This window comes from Janthinobacterium leeuwenhoeki (assembly GCF_051380795.1).
In the GTDB taxonomy this organism is placed as follows: Bacteria; Pseudomonadota; Gammaproteobacteria; order Burkholderiales; family Burkholderiaceae_D; genus Janthinobacterium.
In genome coordinates, this window is the sequence record NZ_JBNYXT010000029.1 from 1 (window position 1) to 26,711 (window position 26,711).

Below are 26,711 nucleotides of genomic sequence, written 5' to 3' on the forward strand. Positions count from 1 at the left end.
GCGGATACGGCATCCAGTTACCCGGTCTTGATATGCCTACCAAGATTTTGACAGCGGTCGATACCGTTCGCAATATCACGAACGGCATGAAGGGAATAATACAAGGTCGGATTAGCGTGGCGAAGCCACGCGTAATCCGACGCCATCGTTGGCGCGACGGTGGTGCGGTGTCAACGGTGTTAACGGTGTCAACGGTTTCAACGATGTCAACGATGTCGTTGGTGGTGTCGGTGGTGTCGGATTACGCGGCTGCGCCGCTAATCCGACCTACCCGACCTACCCGACCTACCCGACCTACCCGACCTACCCAACCTACACAACCTACCCGACCCAGGTTCTACCTTTCATCATCGTTGAGCGAGGAACGTGAGCCCAGGTCGCCTTGGCTGCTGCCCGTGCCAGCGCGGCTGCCGCTCATGGAACCGCTGGACATGCTGCCTTTGCTGCCGGACTGCATGCTGCCCGCTGCCATGACGCCGCGGTCGTAGCGCGTGCCGCTGCCATAGAACGCATCCACCTGCTGCTTCCACGCATCGCTACCCATGTCGGGCCAGTTGTTCTTGTCGAAGCCGGGTGCGTCTTTCAGCAAGTCTTTGTTCACGTTGAGCAGGAAGCGCTTGTTGACGTTGTCCAGGGTCAGGCGTTCCCAGGGGACGGCAAACAGCTTGTCTCCCATGCCCAGGATGCCGCCGAAGGACAGCACGGCATAGGCGATCTGGCCGGTACGCATGTCGAGCATGATTTCCTTGATGTCGCCCAGCTCTTCGTCGTCGTGATTATAGACATCGTCCCCGATCAGGGTATCGGCCCCCATCAGAGCCGGCCCCGGGCCGTCGTGGTTGCGGTACATGCCCAAGATGTCGCGGTCCAGATAGCTCATGGTCTTCTCTCCTCGTGAAGTGCTGATCGAGTTCCCAGATTACGCATGTGCACAAGGCCGCACTTGATCTGCCTCAATGGTGCTGACGGCACTTTTGTCGGTGTGCAAACGTACGGTGTTGTCAGCCAATTGCGGTACTCTATGCATTCTACGGAGGAGGCCGCACATGCTGACGATGCAACGATGCAGAGGGATGAACTTGCGGTACGCTCCATCACGGCCAGCGCGCCGCTGGTCATGGTAAAGCCCGCCACCAAATGGCTACGCGGGCTATTGCGCGCGGGTAAGGCGCAGCAGCGCACGGCGAGCAAGCTGGCCAAGGTGCTGTTCGGGCCCGTGCCAGCCAAGCCCAAGCCCCGCAAGACGGTGAGCAAGGCCGTGGTCAAGACCGTGAAGGCGAGTCCCAAGCCGCGCGCCAGGCCCGCCAGCGACGCCGTGCCCGCCCTGGCGCCCTTTGCCACGTCTTTGTCGCCGCCGCGCGTGCGCAAGCGAACGGCGCCTCCGCCGGGCAAGTGGCTGGCCGCCCACTATGCGCCATTGCCGGAACTGGGACAGGTGCCGGGCCGGCGCCTGCCGTATTTCCTGTACTTGCCCGAGAAGGCGCCGAGCGCCGCCATGCGCAGCCGTGGCCGGCCGCTGCTGGTGATGCTGCACGGCTGTGAACAGAGCGCTACGCAGTTTGCCGAAGGCACGCGCATGAACCGCCTGGCCGAACGCAAGGGCTATGCCGTGCTGTATCCGCAGCAATCGTTGCGCTCGCATGCGCGCCGTTGCTGGAAGTGGTACGACAAGCTGACGCAGGAGGGCGGCGGCGACGTGCGCCTGATCGTCGGCGCCATCGAGCAGGTGGCGGCCCGCTATGCGATCGACCGTGCGCGTATTTATATCTGCGGCATTTCCGCCGGCGCCGGCATGGCACATATCGTGGCCCTGAATCACCCGCAGTTGTTTGCCGCGCTGGGCCTGCATTCCGGGCCCGTGTTTGGCGCCGGGCATAATCTGATCGGTGCGCTGGGCGTGATGCAACATGGCGCTGCCGCCCGTGCCGACGCGGCCATCGATGAAGTGCTGGCGCGCCGGCCCGCGTTTCCCCGCCTGCCCACCATCCTGCTGCAAGGGCTGGCCGACAAGGTGGTGCGGCCCATCAACCAGACGCAGCTGGTGCGCCAGAGCGTGCGCGTGAACCGCCTGCCTGCCGACACCGTGGTGACGGCACAGCGCCTGCCTGGCGGCGCTGCGGGCGGGCGCAATCCGGCCCATGCGTATGCGCTGCACGATTATCAGGTGGGCAAGGATGTGCTGCTGCGCGTGGCGCAGGTCGAGCACCTTGAGCACGCCTGGAGCGGTGGCGATGCCAGCCTGCCGTTCAATGACAAGGCCAAGCCCGACGCCAGCAGGATGCTGCTCGATTTCTTCGCCAGCCACCACCGCCGGTAAGCCTGCGTACCAGTACCTGCGCGCCGCAACGGCACGGCAGGCACTGGTACGCACGGTTCTTCTCTTCCCTGCAGCGCTGGCCGTGCCGCCGCACGGTCGCGTCAGCGCGCCTGCCGCACCTTTTCAGCCCTGGCAGCGCATGCCGTCATTCCCTCGATTTCATATAAGTGGTATTGCTGCGGTATTTAAAAATCACAAAAAAAGGCGCTAAAAATACTAACTGGTATACAATTGGTACACGTTTTCAGTGTGAAACGTGTCTGCCGTCCCATGCCCCGACGGCATATACGCACTGACGGCAGCCACCCACGTTACGGAACGCGCCATGTCTATCAAGTCCAAGCAGTTGCTGTGGTTTTTTGCGTTTTTCCTCGTCTTTGAACTGAATATTTATTTGTCGAACGACATGATCATGCCGGCGATGCTGGGCATCGTCGGCGAGTTCCAGGCAGAGGAAAAATTCGTTCCCCTGTCCTTGAGCCTGTATCTGCTGGGCGGCAGTTCCCTGCAGATTTTCCTGGGGCCCTTGGCCGACACCATCGGCAAGCGCAAGCTGGTGCTGACCGGCAATACCTTGTTCCTGCTGGCCACGCTGGCTGTGCCATTTTCCTCCTCGATCGAGCAATTTCTCGCCGCGCGTTTCATTCAGGGCATGGGCTGCTGCTTCATCTTCGTCGGCTATGCCATGATTCATGAGCTGTTTGATGACATGGCGGCCGTCAAGCTGAGCAGCATTCTGTCGAGCACCACCATCCTCGCGCCCCTGGCCGGCCCCATCCTCGGCAGCGCCATCATCAGCCGGCTGGACTGGCGCTACGTCTTTTTCCTCTCCGGCCTGCTGGCCTTGCTGTCCTTGCTGGGCCTGTTCAAGAGCATGCCGCGCGCGGCGCCGGCCCAGCCGCGCCTGGATGGCCGCGCCATCGTGCGCAGCTATGCGGCCATTTTCAGCAACGGGCGCTTCATGTTCGGCATGTTCACGGCCGGGCTGGCCACCGTGCCGCTGACGGCCTGGATCGGCTTTTCGCCCATCTTCGTGCTGCAGGAAATGGGTGCTTCCTATGCCACGTATATCGCCTTGCAATGCGTGATCTTGTCGGGCTTTGTCCTCAGCAGCATCGCCATCCAGCGCCTGCGCCAGGATTTCCCCCTCGTCTCCCTGTTGCGCCTGGGCGGGCTGATCGCGGCCGGCGGCATGCTGGGCGCCGGCGCGGGCCGCCACCATGTCGACGTGTTTGCGGCCTGCATGTTTGTCTATTCCATCGGCTTCGGCCTGTTCAACGGCGCCCTGATCCGCAGCGCGATCACGGCCAGCAAGGAATCGATGACCTTGACGACGGCCGCCATGAGCTTGCTGTACTGCATTTATCTGTTCGCCTGGCTGCAGCTGTACAACGTGCTGTGCCAGCGCTTCGGCTATGCGCTGGAAACGTATGCGCTGCTCAATATCCCCGTCATCGTGGTCATCGCCGCCTGCCTGCTGCTGTTTACGCGGGGCATGACGGGGCGCCGGGAAAGCGAGGTGCTGCTGGCCCGGCACTGATGGCGCAACGATGCGCATGTTGTCGACCTTGTTTTACCTCCTGCGAAGTTTATTGACACTCTCCTGCGGAAAATGGTGCGCCCATGAAAATAGATGACCTGGCCTCGAAACACGATCAAGCAAAGATTTTCAACCTGGAATACGAGTTCCGCATCAACCGGCTGAAACTCGATTACATCACTCTGGCCGATGTCCGGCCCCCCGGCATTGATCTGGAACAACTGGCAGTGGAGCACCAGGCGGGCATCGCGTCCCTGCGCAGCTTCGTCGCCCTGAACTTCAACCATTTCAATGCGGCAAGCTGCTCGTCGCTCAGCTGCATCCCCACGCGCGCGCTGGGCGACGACGAGCGCTACCTGCACCGCATCTGGATGGGCGGAGCGTTGCCGGCCATCGCAGCCGAAGCGATCCAGCAGTGGGGCGCGGCGCTGGAAGCGGTGCGGCACAACGGCGGCGCGCCGTATGTCTCCATCCTGTGGGTGTGGGATGCGCAGCAGCTGCGCAATGACGAGCGTTTCAGCCCCACGGGCGGTGCCGGGCGCTATACGATAGGCCGCTACGCCATCGGCGGCACGACCCTGCATATCAACTCGTTGAGGGCGCTGGCGCTCGATTTCGCGCCGGCCCGCTTCGGCATACTCGATACCCTGCATACGCAGCGCTACTTCGCCACCCTGTCCGATTATTTCCGCATCCTCATCATGTGCGAATACGGCGGCATGTATATGGATGTCGATACGATCCCGCACAATCCGGCGACGATTTTCCTGATGAAGCCGGAAGTGCCCGATTATTTCCAGCGCAAGGATGGTGACAGCGAAGAGCGCCGGCATGTCAGCTGGATGAATCTGTTTCTCGATGAAACGGGCATGCTGATCGCCAAGAAGAACGATGCCGCGCTGCGTGTGATCCAGCGCAATGTGAACCTCGCCTATGCGGACATCGATGCAGCGGTTCCCCGTTCCTGCCCGCAATTCGAGGCGCAGCTGTTTGGCCAGTTTTATGCCGAATGGAAGAAAAACCTGGGCGTGACCCTGCTCAGCCATGCCGAGTTCTACCAGCGCTATGGCGTGCTGTATGACGGCGCGCGGGAAGCGGTGGCGGGCGGCATCCGCGGCATGCGTTTGCTGGACGATATCATTACCGGCATGCACATCCCCTTGAGCGACGAGGAGCGGCGCGCGTATGCGCGCTGCGTGGCGCAGCTAGCCGAAATTGGCTGGCAACTCGATGATCCCCTGAGCCTGCCCGACATCGTCGACGTGTTCGACATCGAGGAAGTGCCGCGCATGGCGTATGCGGCCCAGCTGCGGGCGGACATCGAGCATTTTCACTATTACTCGGTGCTGTCGGACGACCCGCAGCTGGATCGCGTGAATGCCGTCTTTTGCCGCTACCTGCTGGCCCACCGTTCGCAGCGTATTGCCACTGGCAATTTCTGGCGTCCCACCGTGGGCCGCCATGGCAGCCGCATGCCGCCCGCCGGCGATGTCGCCCGGCCAGGTGACGAGGCACAGGCGGGCCTGCTGTCGCATGCGCCGCTCAAGCTGGTGGCGGGGGAACTGCTGGGCGATGAGGCGAAGAACCGCATGGCGAAGCTGCTGTTTGCCACCAGTTACCTCGAATACTGCTCGTTCGGCAATAAACTCAATCTGCAATTCGTCGAATTGCAGCGGCGGCAGAACATCGACCCGTATCTGGCGCACATCCACGGCCTGCATGACGAGGACGGGCGCTTCATCGGCTTCTTCACGGCGGCGACGATGGCCGAGTTCCAGGCTTGCGGCGCCGTCTCGTATTACCGCGACGACATGAAAGCGCTCGACGATGCGTATGACGCCTTCGTGCTCGCGCATGCGCGCGCCGACGACTGTTTCGTCAGCAGCCTGGCCATCGATGAAAAATACCGGGGGCAGGGCCTGTTCCGGCAGATGTTCCATGAAATCCGCGACCTGGCCAGCCGCAAGGGCTGCGCGCGCATTACCTTGACGGTGTGGGAAAAGAGCGAAGCGCTGCAAGTGTATCTGCACAAGGGTTTTCGCAGCGTGGGCACGTTTGACTATGCCTACAGCCTGTTCTATGACCGGCTGCATTTCCTCGTGTATGAAGGAAACTGAGGAGGGGAACTGAGGTGGGAAACTGAAGGAAGCGGGGGCGGCCGGTAGCCGCCCCGTGATGCGACTTACAAAGCCAGGAAGGCCAGGGCCGCCACGGCCGTCGGCAACAGGGCGCCCGCCAGCAGGCCGACGGCGCCGATCGATTCATCCTGGAAACCGCGGCGCAGCAGGGATACGCCGGCCGGGTTCGGCGCATTGGCGATGACGGTCAGGCCGCCGCCGGCCACGGCGCCAGCCACCAGCATGTACTTCGCTTCGTCCGTCATGCCGACGATCAGCGAGCCCAGGTAAGTGAGAGCCGCATTGTCGGTGATCGCCGTCAAGCCCAGGGCGCCGAAGAACAGGGCCAGCGGCTTCAGACTCGAAACGATGGGCTGCAACCACCATTGCTGCATGCCGCCCAGTACCACCAGGCCGCCCAGGAAGAAGCCGACCAATAAACCCTCTTTCAGGATCAGCGGGCTTTGATAGCGCTCATAGGCCTGCACGAAGCCGAGGAAGAACAGGAACAGGCCGAAGAACAGCACGGGATGGTGCGCCAGGGCGACCACGCCGCCCAGCACGATCATGTGCACGATGCTGACGGCCAGCGGCACTTTGGGCGCTTCGACTTCGCCGGCCTTCGGCTTGATGTCGGAGGTGTTGCTGTGCAGGTATTTGCGCAGCAATATGCTCACACCGGTGGCGTTGATGAGGACGGCGATGGCGGCCTTCCAGCCGAAATGGCTGGCCATGTAGGCGCTATCCCAGTTCCACGTGGTGGCCACCATCAGCACGGGCGGCGCCGCGTACGAGGTGAGGGTGCCGCCGATGGAAACGTTGACGAACAGCACGCCCAGCGCGCCGTATTTCAGCCATTCGGGTATGCCCGGACGAAAGATTTGCGGCGCCAGCATCAGCGCGGCCAGGGTCATGGCGGCCGGTTCCGTGATCATCGAACCCGTCAGGGGGACGAGCGCCAGTCCCAGCCAGACGAGGGCCAGTTCCGTGCGCAGCGGCATCACGCGCGCCACGCCTTTGAGCAGGCGCTGCACGGCGTCGAGCACGGGGCGCGAGGCGGCAACCACCATGACGACAAAGACGAACAGCGGTTCCGTGTACTGGCGCGATTCGGCATACTCGATGGCCGCATCGCCGCCCGAGACAAAGGCCATGATGATGATCAAAATGAAGGCCCAGAAGCCGAACACGACTTCCACTTCGCCCAGCAAATGCAGCAAGCCTGCATGGCGGGGGTGGCGCTGCGACAATGTTTCAAACGATTTGGCGGCGAAGGTGTGGATGAGCGCAAGGCCGAAGACGATGGCGCTGATGAGTTGGATGGTAGTCAAATGCGTTTCCTTATGGACGGAGGAAGCCGCCCGGTGCATTGCCGAGCGGTAAGGAGAGTGCTTATGGTACAGCAATCGATGCCAAAAACGGGGTTTTTCGGACATGGCGGAGCGGCCTCCGGGGAGGTGCTGCGCAGATAATATGCAGATAGGCCTTGCCAAAAGCGGGCGCGAATAGTACTGTATATGCATACAGTATTTATCTATCTAGCCAATGATGCAACATTCCGAATTGATGGCCTCGCCGGAAGCCTTGCACCCGTCCTTGTGGCGCGCATCGCAGCTGGGCCAGGGCGCCACACGCTGCCTGGACACGGGCTTTGCCGCCCTGTCCGCGCAGTTGCCTGGCGGCGGCTGGCCCAGCGGCAGCCTCATCGATCTGCTGGTGCAGCAGCCGGGCAGCGGCGAATTGCGCCTGTTGGCGCCTGCGCTGGCGCAACTGCCGGGCTTGCCCATCGTGCTGCTGCAACCACCCCATCCGCCACAGGCGCTGGCCCTGGCCGCGCAGGGACTGGCGCCGTCGCAATTGCTGTGGCTAAAGAGCGCCGGCAGCAAGGATGCCTTGTGGGCGGCGGAAAACATCTTGCGTAGTGGCAGTTGCGGCGCCTTGCTGTTCTGGCAGGCGCACGTGCGTGCCGACAGCCTGCGCCGGCTGCACCTGGCCGCGCAAAGCGGCAACACCCTGTTCTGCATGCTGCGCCCGCTGCACGGCGCGCAGGATGCGTCGCCGGCACCGCTGCGCCTGTCCGTGCGCCCGGCCGCCGGCGGCATCGAGATCGGCTTCATCAAGCGCCGGGGACCGCAGCGCGACGCGCCCCTGTTCCTGCCCCTGCAACCTCCTTCACTATTGCTACGCCATGCGACTCTGGATCGGCCTGTGCCTGCCCCGGCTCCCGCTCGAAGTGTTTTGCCCGCGCTGGTCGGCTGATCACCTGGGCGTGGTGCTGCAGCAGGAGCAAGTGATGGCCCTGTCGCCGCTGGCGCGGGCGGCCGGCATCCGGCCAGGCATGCGCCGCGCCGGCGCGCTGATGCTGGCGCCGCAGGCGCGCTTGCACGAGCGCTCGCCTGAACTGGAAGCGCAAGCCCTGCAAGCGGTGGCGCTGGCGCTGCTGCAATACTCTCCGCTGGTGGCGCAGGGCGAGGAAGCGACCCTGCTGGTCGATGCGGGCGCCAGCCTGCGCCTGTTTGGCGGCGTGCGCGCCCTGTGTCGGCAGATCGCGGCCAGCTTGCGCGCGCTGGGCTACACGGCCCAGCTGTCGTGCGCCCCCACGGCGCGCGGCGCCTGGTTGCTGGCGCGCGCCCCTACGCGCCGGGGCCGCGTGCTGCGCATGGAGAGTCTGGTGCGCCGCCTCGACCGCCTGCCGTGCGCCTTGCTGCCGCCCGCGCGCCCCTACCTGGACTGGTTTGAGGGCATCGGCTGCCGTACCCTGGGGCAGTTGCGCCAGTTGCCACGGCCCGGCTTGCAGCGCCGCTGCGGCGCAGCCTTGCTGGACATGCTCGACGATGCGCATGGCCACAGCACGGAACTGTACCTGTGGCTCGAAGCGCCGCCCACGTTCCGCGCCAGCCTGGAATTGTTCGACCGCGTGGAGCACGCCGACGCGCTGCTGTTCGGCGCGCGCCGCCTGTTGCAGCAAATGACGGGCTGGCTGTGCGCGCGGCAATTCGCCGTCGAGCGCATTCAGCTGCTGCTGGCGCACGAGCGGGGCAGGGTGGCGCGCACGCCCACCGTCATCGACCTGGCCTTGGGTGTCGCCGTCTGGCGCGACGAGCACCTGGTGCGCTTGCTCAAGGAGCGCCTGGCGCAACTGGTGCTGGACTCTCCCGTGATCGGCCTCACCCTGGAAGCGCTGCAGGTGCAGCCCATGGCGCCGCCCAGCGAGAGTCTGTTTCCCGAGCCGGGCGGCACGCCGCAGGAGCGCCAGCGCTTGCTGGAATTGCTGGTGGCGCGCCTGGGTGCCGAGAATGTCTTGCAGGCAGTGCCGCGCGCCGATTACCGCCCCGAGACGGCCAACCAGTGGCTGCCGCTGCCGGCCAAGCCCGGCGCAAAAAACGCGGCGCCGGACTTGCCGCCCGGCTTGCCCGGCATGCCCCGTCCCGGCTGGCTGCTGGCCCAGCCCGTCGCCCTCTTGATGCGCGAACACCGGCCCTTTTATGGCTCGCCTTTGAAAATGGTGTCTGTCGCCGAGCGTATCGAGGCGGGCTGGTGGGGCCAGTCGCAGGCGCGCGATTATTTCATCGCGGAAGGCCTCGACCACGCCCACTACTGGGTCTACCGCGAACGCATCGCCGGCAGCGGAGAAAATGCCGCGCCGCGCTGGTTTTTGCATGGCTTGTTTGGCTGAATGCGCTGCCCTGCTGAAACCGCCATGCTTGGCTATACTTGCTTGCGCCGCGTCAACCACTTCAATAAGGATTTCCATGTCTCAACTTTCCGACTTCCCCATCACCCAAAAATGGCCTGCACTGCATCCCGAGCGCCTGCAGCTGTACTCGCTGCCGACGCCGAACGGCATCAAGGTCTCCATTCTGCTGGAGGAGTTGGGCCTGGCGTACGAGCCGCACCTGGTCAGCTTCGAGCAGAACGATCAGCTGTCGCCCGCCTTCCTGTCCCTCAATCCGAACAACAAGATTCCCGCCATCCTCGACCCGAACGGTCCCGATGGGAAACCGCTGGCCCTGTTCGAGTCGGGCGCCATCCTGCTGTACCTGGCCGAAAAAACGGGCAAGTTCATCCCCCAGGACGCGGGCCTGCGCTATGCAACGATCCAATGGCTGATGTTACAAATGGGTGGTATCGGCCCCATGTTTGGCCAGGTGGGCTTCTTCCACAAATTCGCCGGCAAGGACTACGAGGACAAGCGTCCGCTGGAGCGCTATCTCGGCGAGGCCAGGCGTTTGCTGGGCGTGCTTGAGCAGCGCCTGCAGGGCCGCGACTGGATCATGGGTAGCCAATACACGATTGCCGACATCGCCATCTTCCCGTGGGTGCGCTGCCTGGTGGGTTTCTATGGCGCGGGCGAGCTCGTCGGTTTCAGCAATTTCCCGAATGTGCAACGCGCGCTGGACGCGTTTCTGGCCCGTCCTGCCGTCATCAAGGGCCTGGATATACCCAAGCGTGATTAAAGTGATGCCAGCCGGCGGCGGCCGGGCGGCGCTACAATGCGCCATCGGCCGCCCTGCGCGGCAGCTTTGATCTGAGACAATGAAATCCACCCGGCAAGATTTTCCTGGCGCACACGGCCATGTGCTGGCGGCGCGGCTCGATGCGCCCGACGGCGCCATCCGCGCGTATGCGCTGTTCGCCCACTGTTTTACCTGCGGCAAGGACGTGCTGGCCGCGCGGCGCATCGCGCAAGGCTTGACGCAATACGGCATCGCCGTGCTGCGCTTCGACTTCACGGGACTGGGCGCCAGCGAAGGCGAGTTTGCGGCCACGAATTTCTCGTCGAACGTGGACGACCTGGTCGCCGCTGCCGATTTCCTGCGCGCAAAACATGCCGCGCCGCAATTGCTGATCGGTCATAGCCTGGGTGGCGCCGCCGTGCTGGCCGCCGCCGCGCAGGTGCCGGAAGCGACCGCCATCGCCACCCTGGCCGCACCGAGCACGCCCGCGTACGTGACGCGCATGTTCAGCGAGCACCTGGAGCAAATCGCCGCCGAAGGCGAAGCGCTGGTGCAGCTGGAAGGGCGGCCTTTCCGTATCCGCCAGCAATTCGTCGACGACGCGGGCAGCCACAGCTTGAAAGAGCACATCACCGGCCTGCGCCGCGCCCTGCTGGTGATGCACGCGCCGAACGATACGACCGTGAGCCTGTCGAACGCGATGGAGATATTTACGGCCGCCAAGCATCCGAAAAGTTTTATTTCGCTCGACGATGCCGATCACTTATTGACGGGCCGCGATGACGCGGCCTACGTTGCCAACGTGATCGCCGCGTGGAGCGCGCGCTACCTGACCTAAATATCGTTGTCCATGAAAAACGCCGCGGCAGCAGAGCTGGCGCGGCGCAGATAGTGTCGATAGTTTGAAGGATTAATCTTCGTCAAATTCTGCCGAAAGATCTTTCCAGCCTTTGCTGACGGCAAAGGCGGAAAATTCTTCCGGCGCTTCCAGGACGATCAGTTTCTTGTCTTGCAAGCCCAGGTCGCCATGGCCGAAGTCGGGGCCCACGTAGCCGAGGCCGCGCAGGCGGGCCAGGATGTGGCCGACCAGGGTCTTGTCCTTATAGGCGCCCGCTTCGAGCGGGGCGGCGAAATCGACGTAGACGTCGATGATGCCGTAGCCTTCGTCGAAGATGCGGATGGCCTTGATGTCGTGGGCACGGCCGGAGCCGTCGGTGGCCTTGAAGGGGCCGCTGAGCTGGATGTCGGTGTCATTGTTCATGCCGCCAGCATACACCAAAAGCCGGTGCCGCATAGGGGACGCCATGCAAATCCCCCTGGCTGGCTCATGTAAAAATTTCTTACAAATTTAGTGGCGGCTGGGGCGTTTTTCGCCAATTTCAAGGCCTTGAAGACCGCTTGATCGTCCTTAGATTGGTAGCAAGCGGATGCTCATGGTGAGGTCCGCCCCTCTTATCGCTTCATTTGAAAAGGATATTTATCATGCGTACTTTTGACCTTGCTCCCCTGTACCGTTCCGCCATTGGCTTTGACCGCCTGGCACAGCTGCTCAACGAACAGCGCGCCGATGCACAGCCCAGCTATCCGCCGTACAACATCGAACTGGTGTCGGAAGATAAGTACCGCATCGTGATGGCATTGGCCGGCTTCTCGCGCGAAGAGGTCGACATCATCGCCGAACGCGACTCCCTGCACGTCACGGGTCGCAAGCAGAAAGATGGCGTCGAGCGCACGTTCTTGCATCGCGGTATCGCTGCCCGCGATTTCGAACAGCGGTTCCAGTTGGCCAACCACGTGAAGGTCACGGGCGCCACGTTTGAAAACGGCATGCTGACCATCGACCTGGTGCGTGAAGTGCCGGAAGCGCTGAAACCGCGCAAGATCGAGATCGGCACCGCCACTGGCGCCACCGTCAGCACTTTGGAACAGCGTCAGGCAGCCTGATGTGATCTGAGTTGAGCTGATCCCGGCGCCTCGCGCTGGCATCGTCGGGAGGAGATAGCGCCTCCCCATGCAGTAAAATACTGGCCGGTTGATCCGGCCAGTATCACGTCTGGAGCCCGTTCGGGTTCTTCATGGCCCGCCATGCGAGGTGCGCGCGGCGCGCAAGATTAAACCCTGCTTAAAGGCGCAAATGCCTGTTTCCAAATAGAAAATTGTTAAGCACTGCCTAAGACTCGTGGCCCACTATTGCATACATCAAAATCTCATTGAATGAGGAGCAATTCATGGAACAGCAAACGAATACCGCATCCCTGAAAATCAAACGCACCGTAGCCGCGCTGGCCGCGATCGGTGTGCTGGGCGCCGGTGGCGCCATGGTGGTGCATCAGAACAATGCCGGCGCGAATGCCGCCGCCCCCGCAGCTGCCGCCGTCGCGCCTGCCGCTGCCGCGCCGCTGGTGGCCTTGCCCGACTTTAGCCAGATCGCCGCGCGCAACAGCCCGGCCGTGGTCAACATCAGCGTCACGGGCAGCACCAAGGTGGCTTACGACCCCTCGGCCCAGGCTGACAATGACGATTTCGGCAACGACCCGTTCTTTGAATTCTTCCGCCGCTTCCAGGGTCCGCAAGGCGGGCAGCGCGGTGGCCGCGACGTGCCCACGCACGGCCTCGGCTCCGGCTTCATCGTCAGCCCGGACGGCATCATCATGACGAACGCTCACGTGGTGCGCGATGCGCGCGAAGTGACCGTCAAGCTGAACGACCGCCGCGAATTCCGCGCCAAGGTGCTGGGCACGGATCCGAAGACGGATATCGCCGTGCTGAAGATCGATGCCAATAACCTGCCCATCGTGCCGCTCGGCCATTCGAGCGACCTGAAAGTGGGCGAGTGGGTGCTGGCCATCGGTTCTCCTTATGGCTTCGACAGTACGGTGACGGCCGGCGTGGTCAGCGCCAAGGGCCGTTCCTTGCCGGACGATAGCAATGTGCCCTTCATCCAGACGGACGTGGCAGTGAACCCCGGCAACTCGGGCGGCCCGCTGTTCAATACGCGCGGCGAAGTGGTCGGCATCAATTCGCAGATATACAGCCAGACAGGCGGCTTCCAGGGCTTGTCGTTCGCCATCCCCATCGACCTGGCGGGCCGCATCAAGGACCAGATCGTCGCCACGGGCAAGGCCAGTCATGCCAAGCTGGGCGTGACGGTGCAGGAAGTGAACCAGGGCTTTGCCGATTCGTTCAAGCTGGCCACGCCGGAAGGCGCCTTGGTGGCCAACGTGGAGCGGGGCAGCCCGGCCGACAAAGCGGGCCTGAAATCGGGCGACGTGGTGCGCAAGGTGAATGGCCAGCGCATCATCGGCTCGGCCGACTTGCCGGCGCTGGTGGGCACGTCCTTGCCAGGTGACAAGATCAGCATGGATGTCTGGCGTGACGGCAAGGTCGTCAACCTGACGGCCACCCTGGGCAATGCGGCCGACAAGGTGGCTGACGTGGCGAAGAGCGACAGCGCCGCCGGCAAGGTAAAGCTGGGCCTGGCACTGCGTCCCTTACAATCGGATGAAAAACGCGAGGCGGGCATCAGCGCCGGCTTGCTGGTGGAAGACGCGGGCGGCGCTGCCGCGAATGCCGGAGTGCAGCCGGGCGACGTGTTATTGTCGGTCAATGGCCGTCCCGTCAACACGGTCGAGCAAGTGCGCGACGTGGTGGAAAAATCGGCCAAGTCGGTGGCTTTGCTGATACAGCGGGGCCCCGACAAGATTTTTATTCCCGTGCGTTTGGGTTAATGAAGAAACAAACCCGAGGGCAAATACTGGGGTCGAACCCTGAGGGTTCGACCCCGGCCTTTCGCCGTTGGGGTGAAAAATTGAACAAGGAGCAGCCATGCGCTTATTGCTGGTAGAAGACGATACGATGATCGGCGAGGTGGTGCTCGATTTGCTGCGCGCCGAGCATTACGCGGTGGACTGGGTCAAGGATGGCGACATGGCCGACACGGCCCTGCAGACGCAGACCTATGACCTGGTGCTGCTGGACCTGGGCTTGCCACGCAAGGATGGCCTCGACGTGCTGCGCTCGATGCGTTTGCGCAAGCTCGACACGCCGGTGCTGGTGGCCACGGCGCGCGACGCCGTCGAGCAGCGCATCGCCGGCCTCGACGCGGGCGCCGACGATTACGTCCTGAAACCGTATGACCTCGATGAATTGCTGGCGCGCATACGTGCCCTGCTGCGGCGCGCCTCGGGGCGGCCGGAACCGATCTTCGAGCACCAGGGCGTCTCCATCAATCCGCTGACGCGCGAAGTGATCGCCGAGGGCCATCCCGTCAACCTGTCGGCGCGCGAATGGGCCGTGCTGGAAGCCTTGATCGCGCGCCCCGGCATCGTGCTGTCGCGCGCGCAGCTGGAAGAAAAACTGTACAGCTGGAAGGATGAAGTCAACAGCAATGCCGTCGAAGTGTATATCCATGGCTTGCGCAAAAAGCTGGGCAGTGACTTGATCCAGAACGTGCGCGGCCTCGGCTATATGGTGCCCAAGGCATGAGGATGAAGGTCACGGTGACGCACTCGCTGCGCGGCCGCCTGCTGTGGTTTTTGCTGGCGGCCATCATCATGGCGGCCCTGGCGCAGGCGTCGATCGCCTACCGCAGCGCGCTGTACGACGCCGACCAGATTTTCGACTATCACATGCAGCAGATGGCCCTGTCGCTGCGCTCCGGCGCGCCGCTGGCCAACCATGCGCAAGCCTTGCCGGCCGACCCCGTCAACAACGACATGGTGGTGCAGGTGTGGACGCCGGACGGCGTGCAGGTGTTCCGCTCGATCACGCGCGCGGAACTGCCGCAGCGCGCCGTGCTGGGCTTTTCGAATGTGAAGGCGAACGGCACGACTTACCGCATCTTTTCCGTGCAAACCAGTTCCCAGACCGTGCAGATCGCCCAGGACATGGCCGTGCGCAAGCGCATGGCCGGCAGCCTGGCGCTGCGCACGGTGGGGCCTATCGCCCTGATGGCGCCGATATTGATGCTGGTCGTCTGGTGGGTCGTCAGCGGTTCGCTGGCGCCCGTCTCGCGCGTGCGCAAGCAGGTGGCGGCGCGCCAGGCGGACGATCTGTCGCCCGTCTCGGAAGCGGGTTTGCCTGACGAGGTGCGCCCTCTGGTGCATGAACTGAACCTGCTGTTCGGCCGCGTAAAAACGGCGTTCGACGCGCAGCAGCATTTCGTCGCCGACGCCGCGCATGAATTGCGCACGCCGCTGGCGGCCCTGAAGCTGCAGGTACTCAGCCTGGAGCGGGCCGAATCGGCAGAAAAACGCAGCCTGGCGATTTCGCGCGTCAGCGCCGGCATCGAGCGGGCCACGCGCCTGGTCGAGCAGTTGCTGGTGCTGGCGCGCCAGGAAGCGAGTGCCGCCAGCGGCGACCAGCTGCAGGCGGTGGACTTGAACGACGTCGTCAAGCGCGCGCTGGGCGACATGGCCGGCATCGCGCAGGCGCGCAAGATCGACCTGGGCTTGCACCACATGGATCCGGCCAAGGTGGCGGGGCAGGCCGACGCCCTCAACATCATGCTGCGCAACCTGGTCGACAACGCCATCAAGTACACGCCGCAGGGCGGCACGGTCGACATCGACCTGCGCGCCAGCCCCGTCGGTGTGACCTTGTCTGTGGAAGACAACGGCCCCGGCATCCCGCCCGAAGAGCGCGAACGCGTCTTCAGCCGCTTCTACCGCGTGCCCGGCACGGACGCCAACGGCAGCGGCCTGGGGCTGGCCATCATCAAGGCCATCGCCGAGCGCCATGGCGCGCGCCTGGTGCTGGACAAGTCCGAACGCCTGGGCGGCCTGTGCGTGCGCGTGGAATTCCCCCAGGCAGTGAAAAAATGAGGCAGATTTCCCTCCACTTTGCCCTTGCATGAGGACGATCTTTAAGCGGGTGCATTGACGTGCGCGCCGTGGCCCTATATTGTCTGCGAAACAAGCAGAACCAGACCACGGAGCGCAGCATGCAGAAGATTGGATTTTCAGGAACCCTCGACCCCATCACCAACGGCCACATGTGGGTGATCGGCGAAGCGCGTTCGCTCGCCGACGAGGTGATCGTGTTCCTGTCGCAAAACCCCGCCAAGCGTCCCCAATTTCCCGCCGAAGACCGCAAGCGCATCATCGAACAGAGCGCGCGCGAGTGCGGCTGGGAGAATGTGAAGGTGGTCATCGTCAAGGGCGACTACACGGCGCGCGCAGCGAAAAAGCACGGCTGCGACTACCTGATCCGCGGCATCCGCACGACGGCCGATTTCGACTATGAAAATCTGATCCAGCAAACCAATGTGGACGTGCTTGCTGGCGCCAAGACGATTTTCGTCATGCCGCCGCGCGACCTCGGTTCCGTCAGTTCCAGCTTCGTCAAGGCGCTGGAAGGGCCCGTCGGCTGGAACTGGACCATGAAGAAATTCGTCCCCGGCCCCGCTTATCAGGCGTGGATACTCGACTGCCTGCGCAAGGAGTGGGAAGCGCTGTGGAATTACGCCAGCGCCTCGCAAGCGGATATCGCGCTGGCGGATCACTGGTTCGCGCACCTGACGGGGCCGCAGGCCTATGGCGGCGCGGACCGCCACTATCACAACCTCGACCACCTGGTGCACGGCCTGTCCGAAATCCGCGTGTGGGCCGATAATACCTATGCGGCCAAGCGCGACAGCGCGCTGGTAAAAAAGGCGTTCTGGTTCCACGACGCCGTCTACAGCCACGACGACGATGCCCTGTATTCCAGTGAAGAAGCGAGCGCCCAGCTGTGGCTGTCCAGCGGCCTCGATGCCGGGGACAACCAAGATGTGGCGCAATTGATACGCGTTACCGACCATTTCCAGGGCCCCGGCATCAGCCACGCGCTGAAGGACGCCATGCTCAGCGCCGACCTGGCCATCCTCGGCCAGGATGAAGAGGTGTATCACGCCTACACGCAAGCCATAGTCCGCGAATACGCGCATGTGGACCCCGTGCGCTTCAACCAGCAGCGGGGCCTGGCCCTGCAGCATCTGTGCGCCAAGGCGCAGGCGGGTCAGCTGTTTGGCGATGCGTATTTTGCCGACCAGTACAACGAGCGGGCCATTGAAAACATGCAGAAGGAGATCGCGGCGCTGGCTGGCTGACTCTCGTCAGCCAGCCCTGGCTTGCCGCCCTAGCGGCCCGCAGCCTTGGCGCGCGCCGCGTGCAATTTCTTGAAGCTGTCGATCAGGCGCTGGTGCCGGTCGAGGCCTTCCAGTTGCATGCTGGTTGGGGTCAGGCCGAAGAAGCGCACGCTGCCGTCCACCGAGCCCAGCACCGCGTCCATGCGGGCGTCGCCAAACATGCGGCGGAAATTGACCACGTAATCGTCCAGCTCCAGCTCGTCATCGAGTTGTACTTCCAGCACCACGTTCAAGGCTTGATAGAACAGTTTGCGCTCGAGCGTGTTGTCGTTGTACTGCAGGAAGGTTTCCACCAGCTCTTTCGCCTCTTCGAATTGCTGCAGGACGAGATGAATCAGCAGCTTCAATTCCAGGGTCGTCAGCTGGCCCCAGACCGTGTTTTCGTCAAACTCGATGCCGATCAGGGTGGCGATGTCGCCGTACTCGTCGAGCTCGCTGTTTTCCAGGCGATCGAGCAGGTCTTCCAGGCTGGCATCATCCAGGCCATGCAGGTTCAGGATATCGGCGCGGAACAGCAACGCCTTGTTGGTGTTGTCCCAGATTAAATCTTCGACCGGATACACTTCCGAATAACCGGGTACGAGGATGCGGCAGGCGGTGGCGCCCAGCTGGTCATATTCGGCCGTGTACACTTCCTTGCCCATCTCGGCGAGGATGCCGAACAGGGTCGCCGCTTCTTCGGCATTCGAGTTCTCGCCGTGGCCGGAAAAATCCCACTCGACAAAATCGTAATCGGCCCTGGCGCTGAAGAAGCGCCACGAGACGATGCCGCTCGAATCGATGAAGTGTTCGACGAAGTTGTTTGGCTCGGTGACGGCTTCGCTGGCAAACGTCGGCTGCGGCAAGTCGTTCAAGCCTTCAAAGCTACGGCCCTGCAGCAATTCCGTCAGGCTGCGCTCGAGCGCCACTTCCAGGCTCGGGTGCGCGCCAAACGAGGCAAACACGCCGCCCGTGCGCGGGTTCATCAGGGTGACGCACATCACCGGGTACACGCCGCCCAGCGACGCATCTTTCACCAGCACGGGGAAACCCTGTTCTTCCAGGCCCTGGATGCCGGCCAGGATGCCGGGATACTTCGCCAGCACGTCCTGCGGCACGTCGGGCAGGGCGATTTCGCCTTCGAGGATTTCGCGCTTGACGGCCCGTTCAAAAATTTCCGACAGACATTGCACCTGCGCTTCGACCAGGGTATTGCCGGCGCTCATGCCATTGCTGACGTACAGGTTTTCGATCAGGTTAGAGGGGAAGTACACGACCTCGCCGTCGGAATGCCGCACATACGGCAGCGAGCAGATGCCGCGCTCGGCATTGCCGGAGTTGGTATCGATCAGGTGCGAGCCGCGCAGCTCGCCATCGGCATCGTAGATGTCGCGGCAGTAGGCATCGAGAATCTCCTTCGGCAGCGCATCCTTGCGGCCCGGCTTGAACCAGCGCTCGTTCGGGTAATGGACAAAATCCGCGTTGGCGATGTCGTTCCCCCAGAACGAGCCGGCGTAGAAATGGTTGTTGCTGAGGCGCTCGATATACTCGCCCAGGGCCGACGCCAGCGCGCTTTCTTTGGTCGCGCCCTTGCCGTTGGTAAAGCACATGGGCGAATGCGCATCCCGGATATGCAGCGACCACACATTCGGAATGATGTTGCGCCACGAGGCGATTTCAATCTTGATGCCCAGGCCCGCCAGGAGGCCCGACATATTCGCGATGGTCTGTTCCAGCGGCAAATCCTTGCCGACGATATAGGTATTCGCGCCAGGAGCCGGATTCAAGGCCAGCAAGGCCTGGGCATCGGCGTCCAGGTTTTCCACCTCTTCAATGACGAACTCGGGGCCCGTTTGCACCACTTTTTTCACTGTGCAACGGTCAATCGAGCGCAGGATGCCCTGGCGGTCCTTGGCCGAAATATCGGCCGGCAATTCGACCTGGATCTTGAAAATCTGCTGGTAACGGTTTTCCGGATCAACAATATTGTTTTGCGACAGGCGGATATTTTCGGTGGAAATATTGCGCGTATCGCAATACAACTTCACGAAGTACGCTGCACATAGTGCCGATGATGCCAAAAAGTAATCGAACGGGCCAGGCGCCGAACCATCGCCTTTATAACGGATGGGCTGGTCGGCGATGACCGTAAAATCGTCGAACTTGGCTTCGAGACGCAGCTTGTCGAGAAAGTTGACTTTAATTTCCATGAAGTAATCCAATACTGTGCTAATGAGTTAGCCGCTATTATCCGTTCTTTCCGCCGCAGGGCAAAGATTGTTCACTGCGGCCGTGTCCGCCGGGAGCCGCTGGGGCAGGACTGCCGGGCTGTTCATGCTGTGTGACGTGAGGGGACGGAGTTTTCCGGCGATGGCTTACGATCCACCATCCCACGTCAATTGCAGGCCGGCAGTGGTTTATTTCTCGCCAAGGCTAACGACAATCCATCTTGGACAGCAGTGTATTGATCTGCGCATAAAAAAACAGCGGCTGCCCATATTGGCGCAGCCGCTGTTTCTTCAGGCGGACACGGTGATCAGAACTTCACCCACAGCCGCCCGAAATACGAAGCGCCGTTCAGGCCGAACTGCACGCTGTCGTATTTGAAGCCGTTATCCGTTTCGTCCGCGTTTTGCGTGGTCGGTTTGACGTTGAAGATGTTGTTGCCGCCGAAAGTCAGCTTGGTGTTCTTGCTGATGCTGTAAGTGAAGCTCAGGTCGGCGGACGTCTTGGCCTTGTAGCGGGCGTTCGGTACGCCTTCGGCCGTGCCGCTGAAGGTGCCCAGGGTTTGCGGACCAAAATAGATGATGCGCAGGTCCGACTCCAGCTTGCCCGTGATGTAGTCGAAGCCCAGGGTGGCTTTCGCGCGCGGGCCGCCCTGTTCGATGAACAGGCGTTCGCGCTCGGACAGCAAGACATCCTCGAAGCCCGTCAGCGAGGCGGGCGTCTTGACTTTCGTCACTTCCGTTTTGCTCAAATTCAAGGCCAGGAAGGTGTTCAGGCGGTTGCCGGCCAGCTCGCCCTTGTGCGTAGCCGTCAGGTCCAGCCCCCGCGTGCGCGTGTCGATGGAGTTGACGAAGAATTGCGCCTCGCCCACGCCCAACAGGGCCAGGCGCGCCGCCAGGTCCGGATAGTTGTCGGCATTGAAGCGGCCCGACAGCACGATGCGGTCCTTGATCTTGATGTTGTACAAGTCGGCCGTGACGGAAATGGCTTGCGTCGGCGTCCAGGTGGCGCCCAGCGTAAAACTGGTGGATTTTTCCTCTTTCAACTTGGGAATGCCGGCCGCGTTGGCGACGGCGCCGCCGTTCGGCGCCAGCACCACGTCGGTGGGCACGCCGCCGATGAAGTCGGTGAAGGTGGACGAGAAATACACTTGCTGCAACGATGGCGCGCGGAAACCCGTGCTGGCCGAGCCGCGCAGCAGCACGTTGGGCGCCACTTTATAGCTGGCGGCCAGCTTGCCCGTCACGGTGGAGCCGAAATCGCTGAATTTTTCATAGCGCAAAGCCGCCTGGGTTTTCAGGCGCTCCGTCCAGTCCAGTTCCACGTCGCCATACGCGGCGATGCTGTGGCGTTTGGCCTTGGTGGCGTCGCCGGGCTGAAAGCCGGGAAAGCCCTGGCTGCCCGCATTACCGCCCACGCCCACGCCGTCGGCGTCGCTGTAGGAGCCCGGTTCGCCGGCCATGATCTTGTATTCCTCGCTGCGGTACTCGGCGCCGAAGGCCACGTTCATGCCGCGCATCACCGTGTCGTAGTAGCGGCTGAAGTCGGCATTGCTGGTCAGTTGCTGGAACGAAAAGCCGCCCGCGTCGTAGTTGCTGGCGCTGACGCCCTTGCCGCCGTTCATCAGGTCGAGGTTGGCGATCGAGGCGTTCAGCGTGTTGCTGATGTCGTAGCGCATCTTGTTGTAGCCATAGGTTTGCGAGAAGTCAGCATGCCATTCGCCGATCTGGCTGCGGTGGCCGATGGTGGCGTACTGGTCGTCGATCTTGCCGTTAATGAAAGGCACGAAACCGTCCGGGTACATGGCGGCCGAATTGCGCGACGGGATATCGTCGCTGCCGATGCCGCCGCGGCCAAACGCGGCGCTCGATGCATCGCGCGTCTGCGCGCCGGCCGTGAAGTACAGCTTGCCCGTGCCGCTGGTGGCGTAGTCGCCATTCACGTACAGGGTTTTGTTTTTGGACTTGGTGTCACCGATGATGCGCATGCTGTCCGCGTCGGCCCGGTTCGAGCGGCCCCGGTCCAGGTATTCGCCAGTGATGGCCAGGGTGCCCTTGTCGCCCAGCGCGATGCCGCAGTAGGCGGAGGTCATGTAATTCTTGCCGTCGCCTTCGGAATACTGGCTGTAGCCGGCCACCGCTTCGCAGCCCAGGCTTTTCTTCAGCTCGATGTCGATCACGCCGGCAATGGCGTCCGAGCCGTACTGGGCGGCGGCGCCGTCGCGCAGCACTTGCACGTTCTTGATCGCCAGCAAAGGAATCGCATTCATGTCCGTGCCCGTGTTGCCGCGGTTGCGCGCGCCGAACAGGTTGACCAGGGCCGTCGTGTGGCGCCGCTTGCCGTTCACCAGCACCAGGGTCTGGTCGGAGCCGAGGCCGCGCAGGGCGGCTGAATCGATCAGGTCGGCCCCGTCGGCGCCCGTCTGGCGCGTGGAATTGAACGAAGGCGAGATGTATTGCAGCGATTGCGCCAGGTCAAACTGGCCGCCTTGCTCGGCCACCTTGGAAATGGGAATGATATCGACCGGCACCATGGTATCGGTGGCGGAACTGGCGACCCGGCGCGAGCCGACCACGCTGACCGTTTGCACGGGGCCGTCTGTGGCGGCCGCTTCCGTGTTCTGGGCCATGGCGACGGGACTGAAGGCGGCCAGGGCGGCGCTGCCATACAGGCTGATGAGGACTGCTTTACGCAAGGTGGTGAGGGTGGGCACGCAATATCTCCAAGTGGCTGATGAGCAAGATTTGTGACTTGATTCTAGTGCCATCATTTCAGCATTCACCAGCGATACTTTGTTTTGTTATTACAAATTTGCTGTAACTGTTGTTTCCTGGTTGATTATCTTTTGGCTGCTGCCCGGCTTGCCTCGTGCTGGTGCGGCATGCCCCATTTAGATGCTGCGTTGCACCATGCCGCCCACCCGGATGGCCAGTGGGCTGTACTGCACCTCGATCAAGCACGGCTGCTGCGTCACGTGGCCCTGATGCAGGAGCAGCGACTGTTGCAGATGCGCTGCCAGCGCGCCCGCCGCCACGCCCGTGGCACTGTCTTCCAGCGCCGGGTCGAGGTGGTTGAAGTTGCGTCCCTCGTACTCGTGTTCGCCGGTGCGGCAATATGCATAGCAGCCGCTGACCTTGTGCAAGGCGCTCCAGTCGGCGATCAGCTCCAGGTTCGGCCGCAGCGCGCGCAGTGTGGTGCGGTCGGCCACTTCCAGCAGCAGCTTCGGGCTGCCGACGGAGGCGATCACGGGCGGCGACAGCAAGTGCATGTGCTGGCCCATGAGTTCCGACGGCACATATCTTTCCACCATGACGGCAGGCGCGGGCTGCGGCGTCAGGCCAATAAATAACCGCTCCCCGCGGCGTACCAGCTGCAAGGCTTGCCCGCGCATGGCGGTCGTCACCGTCAAGCTTGCCGGGGCGCCAGGCGCCGTCAGCAGCACGTGCGCGGCGGCCAGCGTGGCATGCAGGCACAGGGGGCTGCGCGTGTGCGGATAAAAATAGTCGAGCACGATGCCGCCGTCCGCTGGCCGGTCGATGAAGACGCAGGCGCTCACTTGTCGCTCGCGGGCGAAGGCCTGGCGCGCCGTTACGCTGGTGTCGTCGTTTTCCACGACCAGCGCCGCATTGCCGCCACCGGGTGCGGCGCCGAAACATTTCAAGAGATGGACGATCATGGCGGTCGATGTGGAGGTAAAACACCAGCATAAACGATAAGCCCGATTCCAGATAAGTATAATATACTGTGTTTATATACAGTATTGAGGTAGATCATGTGGGGCGCCGTCTTACCCGAGTATGCTGAGTTGTACTGCCTGAGCAATTTCAGCTTCCTGCATGGGGCCTCGCATGCGGAAGAACTGGTGGCGCGCGCCGTCCAGCTCGGTTACAAGGGGCTGGCCATTACCGACGAGTGCTCGCTGGCGGGCGTCGTGCGCGCCCATGCGGTGGCCAAGCGGGCCGGTTTTCCGCTGATCATCGGCGCGCATTTTCATTTGACGCAGGCCGACGGCAGCCCGGCCCTGTCCCTGCTGGCGCTGGTGCGTAACAGCGACGGGTATGGCAACTTGTCGGAACTGATCACCATGGCGCGCACGCGGGCAGCCAAGGGGCGCTATTTGCTGACACCCGACGATTTCAGTGCGCCCTCGGCGAAGTTTGCCCATTTGCAGGGGTTGCCGGGCTGTCTGATGATCTTGCTGCCCAGCTATCCGGCCCAGCCGGAAAGCGTGCGCGCACAGGGGGCGTGGATGGCGGCTACCTTTGGCAGCGAACGCAGCTGGGTCGGCCTGAACCTGCTGCAGCGGGCGCAGGATGACGCGCACCGCAGCGCCGTGCAAGAGGTAGCGCAGGCGCTGGGTTTGCCGGTGGTGGCTGTCGGCCATGTGTGCATGCATGTGCGTTCGCGCAAACCCTTGCTCGACACCTTGTGCGCGATACGCGTGGGCAAACCGGTGGCTGAGTGCGGCTATGCGCTGGCGCAAAACGCGGAGCAGCATCTGCGCGCGCGCTTGCGCCTGGCCAATGTGTATCCGCCGCAAGCGCTGGCGGAAACCCTGCGCATCGCGGGCCTGTGCAATTTTTCCCTCGGCAGCCTGCGCTATGACTATCCAGTCGAGCTGGTGCCGCATGGCCACACGCCGGCGACGTATTTGCGCGAGGAAACGTATGCGGGCGCGCGCATCCGCTTTCCGCTGGGTATTCCGGCCAACGTGCAGCAGCAGATCGAACAGGAGCTGGAGCTGATCGCGGAGCTGTCGTATGAAGCGTACTTTTTGACTGTGTACGATATCGTGCGTTTTGCGCGTGCGCAAAACATCCTGTGCCAGGGCAGGGGCTCAGCCGCCAATTCGGCCGTCTGTTATTGCCTGCACATCACGGAAGTGGACCCGGCGCGCGGCAACTTGCTGGTCGGGCGCTTCATGTCGCGCGAGCGCAACGAGCCGCCCGATATCGACGTCGATTTCGAGCATCAGCGGCGCGAAGAAGTGATTCAATATATCTATGGAAAATACGGACGCGAACGGGCCGCGCTGGCCGCCGTGGTGATCAGTTACCGGCCGAAGAGCGCCTTGCGCGACAGCGGCCGGGCGCTGGGGATCGACCAGGCCATCGTGGAAAAGGTAGCCAAGGCGCACCGCTGGTTCGACGGCAAGCGCGATCTGCTGGAGCGCCTGGCCGAATGCGGGCTCGACCCGGAAGCGGAACTGTCGCAGCAGTGGGCCGGCCTGGCACAGCAGTTGCTGGGTTTTCCCCGCCATTTGTCGCAGCATCCTGGCGGCTTTGTCATCGCTCAGGGAAAGCTGTCGCGCCTGGTGCCCATCGAAAACGCCAGCATGGCCGAGCGCAGCGTCATCGAGTGGGACAAGAACGACCTGGAAGAGCTGGGCTTGATGAAGGTCGACGTGCTGGCGCTGGGCATGCTGTCAGCCCTGCGGCGTGCCCTGGAACTGGTGAGTGCGCGGCGCGGCGAGGAATTCCGGATGCAGGATATTCCCCGCGAAGACCCCGCCACCTACGACATGATGTGCCAGGCCGACACCATCGGCGTGTTCCAGATCGAGTCGCGCGCCCAGATGAGCATGCTGCCGCGCCTGCGTCCCCGCCAATTCTATGACATCGTCATCGAAGTGGCGCTGGTGCGCCCCGGTCCCATCCAGGGCGGCATGGTGCATCCGTATCTGCAGCGGCGCCAGCAGAAAGAGCCGGTCGAGTATCCGAAGGGCCTGGAAAAGGCACTGGGGCGCACCCTGGGCATCCCCATTTTCCAGGAGCAGGTGATGCAGGTGGCCATCATCGCGGCCAATTTCACGCCCGGCGAAGCGGATCAGTTGCGGCGCGCCATGGCGGCCTGGAAACGCAAGGGCGGCATGAACAATTACCATGACCGCATCGTCGATGCCATGCTGGAGAATGGTTATGACAAGGAGTTTGCCGAAGCCATCTTCAGCCAGATCGAGGGCTTTGGCGAGTATGGTTTTCCCGAGTCGCACGCGGCCAGTTTCGCGCTGTTGACGTATGCCAGTTCCTGGCTGAAATGCCACGAACCGGCCGCCTTTCTGTGCGCCTTGCTAAATAGCCAGCCCATGGGCTTTTACAGTCCCTCGCAACTGGTGCAGGATGGCCGCCGGCATGGTGTGCAAGTGCTGCCCGTCGACGTGGCCGTCAGCGGCTGGGAAGCGGCATTGGAAGAAGGGCAGGGCGCCGCACCCGCCGTGCGCCTGGGCTTGAACAGCCTGTTTGGCATGCGCGCCGAGGCGGCCCAGCGCATCGAGGATGCGCGCGCCATCGCCGCCTTTGTCGACGTGGCCGACTTGGCCCTGCGTGGCGGCCTGGACCGTCATGACTTGCAGGTGCTGGCCGCCGGAAATGCCCTGCACGCGCTGGCAGGCCACCGGCGCGAGGCGCTGTGGCAGGCGGCTGGCGCCGTGCCCGACAGGGACTTGCTACGCGCCACCACGCAAGAGGAAGACTTGCCCGTGCTGGCCGCGCCGACGGAAGGCGAAAGCATCGTCAGCGACTACCGTGCGCAAGGCCTGACCCTGGGCCGCCACCCGCTGGCGCTGCTGCGCGCACAGTTGCTGGAGGAACGCTTTCTGCCCGCCGCCACGCTTGCCAGCTATACGGATGGCCAGCTGGCGCGCGCCTGCGGCATCGTCACCGTGCGCCAGCGTCCGGGCACGGCCAAGGGCGTCATCTTCATGACCCTGGAGGACGAGACGGGTACCGTCAACGTCATCGTCTGGCCCGACCTGGTGGAAAGCCAGCGGCGCGAAGTGCTGAGCGCACCGCTGCTGGGGGTGTATGGCGTGTGGCAAAGGGAAGGCATCGTGCGCAACCTGGTGGCCAAGCGCCTGGTCGACATGTCGCATCTGCTGGGACGGTTAAGGACCAGCAGCCGGGATTTCTGTTGAGAGTTGCAGGCGGGGAGGAGGGCATGGCATTATTTG

The 26,711-nt window shown here is 63.0% G+C and carries 19 protein-coding genes; 13 read left to right on the forward strand and 6 right to left on the reverse strand.

Annotated elements, in window-relative coordinates:
• Positions 1–337 precede the first annotated feature (337 nt).
• Positions 338–880, reverse strand: a complete 543-nt coding sequence (locus tag ACQ4WS_RS19460; protein ID WP_436478712.1) for a PRC-barrel domain-containing protein — start codon at positions 878–880, stop codon at positions 338–340.
• A gap of 183 nt (positions 881–1,063) precedes the next feature.
• Between ACQ4WS_RS19460 and ACQ4WS_RS19465 the strand changes: the two genes are divergently transcribed.
• From ACQ4WS_RS19465 to ACQ4WS_RS19475, 3 genes are all read left to right on the forward strand, one after another.
• The gene (locus tag ACQ4WS_RS19465) at positions 1,064–2,317 is read left to right on the forward strand and encodes an extracellular catalytic domain type 1 short-chain-length polyhydroxyalkanoate depolymerase (protein WP_436478713.1); all 1,254 of its coding nucleotides are present in this window, start codon (positions 1,064–1,066) and stop codon (positions 2,315–2,317) included.
• A 325-nt stretch (positions 2,318–2,642) separates the two neighbouring features.
• Positions 2,643–3,857, forward strand: a complete 1,215-nt coding sequence (locus tag ACQ4WS_RS19470; protein WP_436478714.1) for an MFS transporter — start codon at positions 2,643–2,645, stop codon at positions 3,855–3,857.
• A gap of 83 nt (positions 3,858–3,940) precedes the next feature.
• Positions 3,941–5,974, forward strand: coding sequence for a GNAT family N-acetyltransferase (locus tag ACQ4WS_RS19475; RefSeq protein ID WP_436478715.1), 2,034 nt, complete (start codon positions 3,941–3,943; stop codon positions 5,972–5,974).
• 65 nt (positions 5,975–6,039) lie between these two features.
• Here the strand turns inward: ACQ4WS_RS19475 and ACQ4WS_RS19480 are convergent, their stop codons facing one another.
• Complete coding sequence (locus ACQ4WS_RS19480; RefSeq protein WP_436478716.1) at positions 6,040–7,305, reverse strand: putative Na+/H+ antiporter; 1,266 nt, start codon at positions 7,303–7,305, stop codon at positions 6,040–6,042.
• A 217-nt stretch (positions 7,306–7,522) separates the two neighbouring features.
• Here ACQ4WS_RS19480 and imuA point away from each other — a divergent pair, with 217 nt between their 5' ends.
• The 4 genes from imuA (at position 7,523) to ACQ4WS_RS19500 (ending at position 11,269) form a co-directional block, all read left to right on the forward strand.
• The gene (gene imuA / locus ACQ4WS_RS19485) at positions 7,523–8,233 is read left to right on the forward strand and encodes a translesion DNA synthesis-associated protein ImuA (protein WP_436478758.1); all 711 of its coding nucleotides are present in this window, start codon (positions 7,523–7,525) and stop codon (positions 8,231–8,233) included.
• The gene (locus ACQ4WS_RS19490) at positions 8,163–9,650 is read left to right on the forward strand and encodes a Y-family DNA polymerase (protein WP_436478717.1); all 1,488 of its coding nucleotides are present in this window, start codon (positions 8,163–8,165) and stop codon (positions 9,648–9,650) included. Before imuA ends, ACQ4WS_RS19490 begins: the two co-directional genes overlap by 71 nt.
• Before the next feature lie 76 nt (positions 9,651–9,726).
• Positions 9,727–10,431 carry a glutathione S-transferase N-terminal domain-containing protein gene (locus ACQ4WS_RS19495; RefSeq protein WP_436478718.1) on the forward strand — a complete coding sequence of 235 codons (705 nt, stop codon included), beginning with the start codon at positions 9,727–9,729 and terminating at the stop codon, positions 10,429–10,431.
• Positions 10,432–10,510: 79 nt separating this feature from the next.
• Positions 10,511–11,269: an alpha/beta hydrolase family protein gene (locus ACQ4WS_RS19500; RefSeq protein WP_436478719.1), complete on the forward strand. Its 759-nt coding sequence runs from the start codon at positions 10,511–10,513 to the stop codon at positions 11,267–11,269.
• 72 nt (positions 11,270–11,341) lie between these two features.
• Here ACQ4WS_RS19500 and ACQ4WS_RS19505 read toward each other — a convergent pair whose 3' ends face one another.
• Positions 11,342–11,692 (reverse strand): hypothetical protein, encoded by a 351-nt coding sequence (locus ACQ4WS_RS19505; RefSeq protein WP_436478720.1) that lies wholly within the window; start codon positions 11,690–11,692, stop codon positions 11,342–11,344.
• A 221-nt stretch (positions 11,693–11,913) separates the two neighbouring features.
• Here ACQ4WS_RS19505 and ACQ4WS_RS19510 point away from each other — a divergent pair, with 221 nt between their 5' ends.
• The 5 genes from ACQ4WS_RS19510 to coaD all read left to right on the forward strand — a co-directional run bounded on the left by ACQ4WS_RS19510 (position 11,914) and on the right by coaD (position 17,518).
• Positions 11,914–12,375 (forward strand): Hsp20 family protein, encoded by a 462-nt coding sequence (locus ACQ4WS_RS19510; protein ID WP_436478721.1) that lies wholly within the window; start codon positions 11,914–11,916, stop codon positions 12,373–12,375.
• Between the two features lie 284 nt (positions 12,376–12,659).
• Entirely contained in the window at positions 12,660–14,159 is a 1,500-nt protein-coding gene (locus ACQ4WS_RS19515) for a Do family serine endopeptidase (RefSeq protein WP_436478722.1), read from the forward strand.
• 97 nt (positions 14,160–14,256) lie between these two features.
• Positions 14,257–14,916, forward strand: coding sequence for a response regulator (locus ACQ4WS_RS19520; RefSeq protein ID WP_010400558.1), 660 nt, complete (start codon positions 14,257–14,259; stop codon positions 14,914–14,916).
• Positions 14,917–14,918: 2 nt separating this feature from the next.
• Positions 14,919–16,253, forward strand: a complete 1,335-nt coding sequence (locus ACQ4WS_RS19525) for an ATP-binding protein (protein ID WP_035821221.1) — start codon at positions 14,919–14,921, stop codon at positions 16,251–16,253.
• 119 nt (positions 16,254–16,372) lie between these two features.
• Positions 16,373–17,518, forward strand: coding sequence for a pantetheine-phosphate adenylyltransferase (gene coaD / locus ACQ4WS_RS19530; RefSeq protein ID WP_436478723.1), 1,146 nt, complete (start codon positions 16,373–16,375; stop codon positions 17,516–17,518).
• Between the two features lie 29 nt (positions 17,519–17,547).
• On the opposite strand, the gene ACQ4WS_RS19535 is transcribed toward coaD, so the two are convergent.
• The 3 genes from ACQ4WS_RS19535 to ACQ4WS_RS19545 form a co-directional block, all read right to left on the reverse strand.
• Entirely contained in the window at positions 17,548–19,746 is a 2,199-nt protein-coding gene (locus ACQ4WS_RS19535; RefSeq protein ID WP_436478724.1) for an OsmC domain/YcaO domain-containing protein, read from the reverse strand.
• A 326-nt stretch (positions 19,747–20,072) separates the two neighbouring features.
• The gene (locus tag ACQ4WS_RS19540) at positions 20,073–22,475 is read right to left on the reverse strand and encodes a TonB-dependent receptor plug domain-containing protein (RefSeq protein WP_436478725.1); all 2,403 of its coding nucleotides are present in this window, start codon (positions 22,473–22,475) and stop codon (positions 20,073–20,075) included.
• A gap of 177 nt (positions 22,476–22,652) precedes the next feature.
• Positions 22,653–23,438, reverse strand: coding sequence for a PhzF family phenazine biosynthesis protein (locus ACQ4WS_RS19545; RefSeq protein WP_436478726.1), 786 nt, complete (start codon positions 23,436–23,438; stop codon positions 22,653–22,655).
• A 96-nt stretch (positions 23,439–23,534) separates the two neighbouring features.
• On the opposite strand from ACQ4WS_RS19545, the gene ACQ4WS_RS19550 reads away from it, so the two are divergent.
• On the forward strand, positions 23,535–26,675 hold the full coding sequence (locus ACQ4WS_RS19550; protein WP_436478727.1) for an error-prone DNA polymerase: 3,141 nt from the start codon (positions 23,535–23,537) through the stop codon (positions 26,673–26,675).
• Positions 26,676–26,711 lie beyond the last annotated feature (36 nt).

Excerpts from the sequence above, each read along its gene's own strand:
- coaD (WP_436478723.1), top strand. The coding sequence starts at position 16,373 with ATGCAGAAGATTGGATTTTCAGGAACCCTCGACCCCATCACCAACGGC.
- ACQ4WS_RS19545 (WP_436478726.1), bottom strand. The coding sequence starts at position 23,438 with ATGATCGTCCATCTCTTGAAATGTTTCGGCGCCGCACCCGGTGGCGGC.
- imuA (WP_436478758.1), top strand. The coding sequence starts at position 7,523 with ATGCAACATTCCGAATTGATGGCCTCGCCGGAAGCCTTGCACCCGTCC.
- ACQ4WS_RS19490 (WP_436478717.1), top strand. The coding sequence starts at position 8,163 with ATGCGACTCTGGATCGGCCTGTGCCTGCCCCGGCTCCCGCTCGAAGTG.
- ACQ4WS_RS19520 (WP_010400558.1), top strand. The coding sequence starts at position 14,257 with ATGCGCTTATTGCTGGTAGAAGACGATACGATGATCGGCGAGGTGGTG.
- ACQ4WS_RS19535 (WP_436478724.1), bottom strand. The coding sequence starts at position 19,746 with ATGGAAATTAAAGTCAACTTTCTCGACAAGCTGCGTCTCGAAGCCAAG.
- ACQ4WS_RS19465 (WP_436478713.1), top strand. The coding sequence starts at position 1,064 with ATGCAGAGGGATGAACTTGCGGTACGCTCCATCACGGCCAGCGCGCCG.
- ACQ4WS_RS19495 (WP_436478718.1), top strand. The coding sequence starts at position 9,727 with ATGTCTCAACTTTCCGACTTCCCCATCACCCAAAAATGGCCTGCACTG.
- ACQ4WS_RS19470 (WP_436478714.1), top strand. The coding sequence starts at position 2,643 with ATGTCTATCAAGTCCAAGCAGTTGCTGTGGTTTTTTGCGTTTTTCCTC.
- ACQ4WS_RS19510 (WP_436478721.1), top strand. The coding sequence starts at position 11,914 with ATGCGTACTTTTGACCTTGCTCCCCTGTACCGTTCCGCCATTGGCTTT.
- ACQ4WS_RS19550 (WP_436478727.1), top strand. The coding sequence starts at position 23,535 with ATGTGGGGCGCCGTCTTACCCGAGTATGCTGAGTTGTACTGCCTGAGC.
- ACQ4WS_RS19525 (WP_035821221.1), top strand. The coding sequence starts at position 14,919 with ATGAAGGTCACGGTGACGCACTCGCTGCGCGGCCGCCTGCTGTGGTTT.
- ACQ4WS_RS19505 (WP_436478720.1), bottom strand. The coding sequence starts at position 11,692 with ATGAACAATGACACCGACATCCAGCTCAGCGGCCCCTTCAAGGCCACC.
- ACQ4WS_RS19515 (WP_436478722.1), top strand. The coding sequence starts at position 12,660 with ATGGAACAGCAAACGAATACCGCATCCCTGAAAATCAAACGCACCGTA.
- ACQ4WS_RS19475 (WP_436478715.1), top strand. The coding sequence starts at position 3,941 with ATGAAAATAGATGACCTGGCCTCGAAACACGATCAAGCAAAGATTTTC.
- ACQ4WS_RS19500 (WP_436478719.1), top strand. The coding sequence starts at position 10,511 with ATGAAATCCACCCGGCAAGATTTTCCTGGCGCACACGGCCATGTGCTG.
- ACQ4WS_RS19460 (WP_436478712.1), bottom strand. The coding sequence starts at position 880 with ATGAGCTATCTGGACCGCGACATCTTGGGCATGTACCGCAACCACGAC.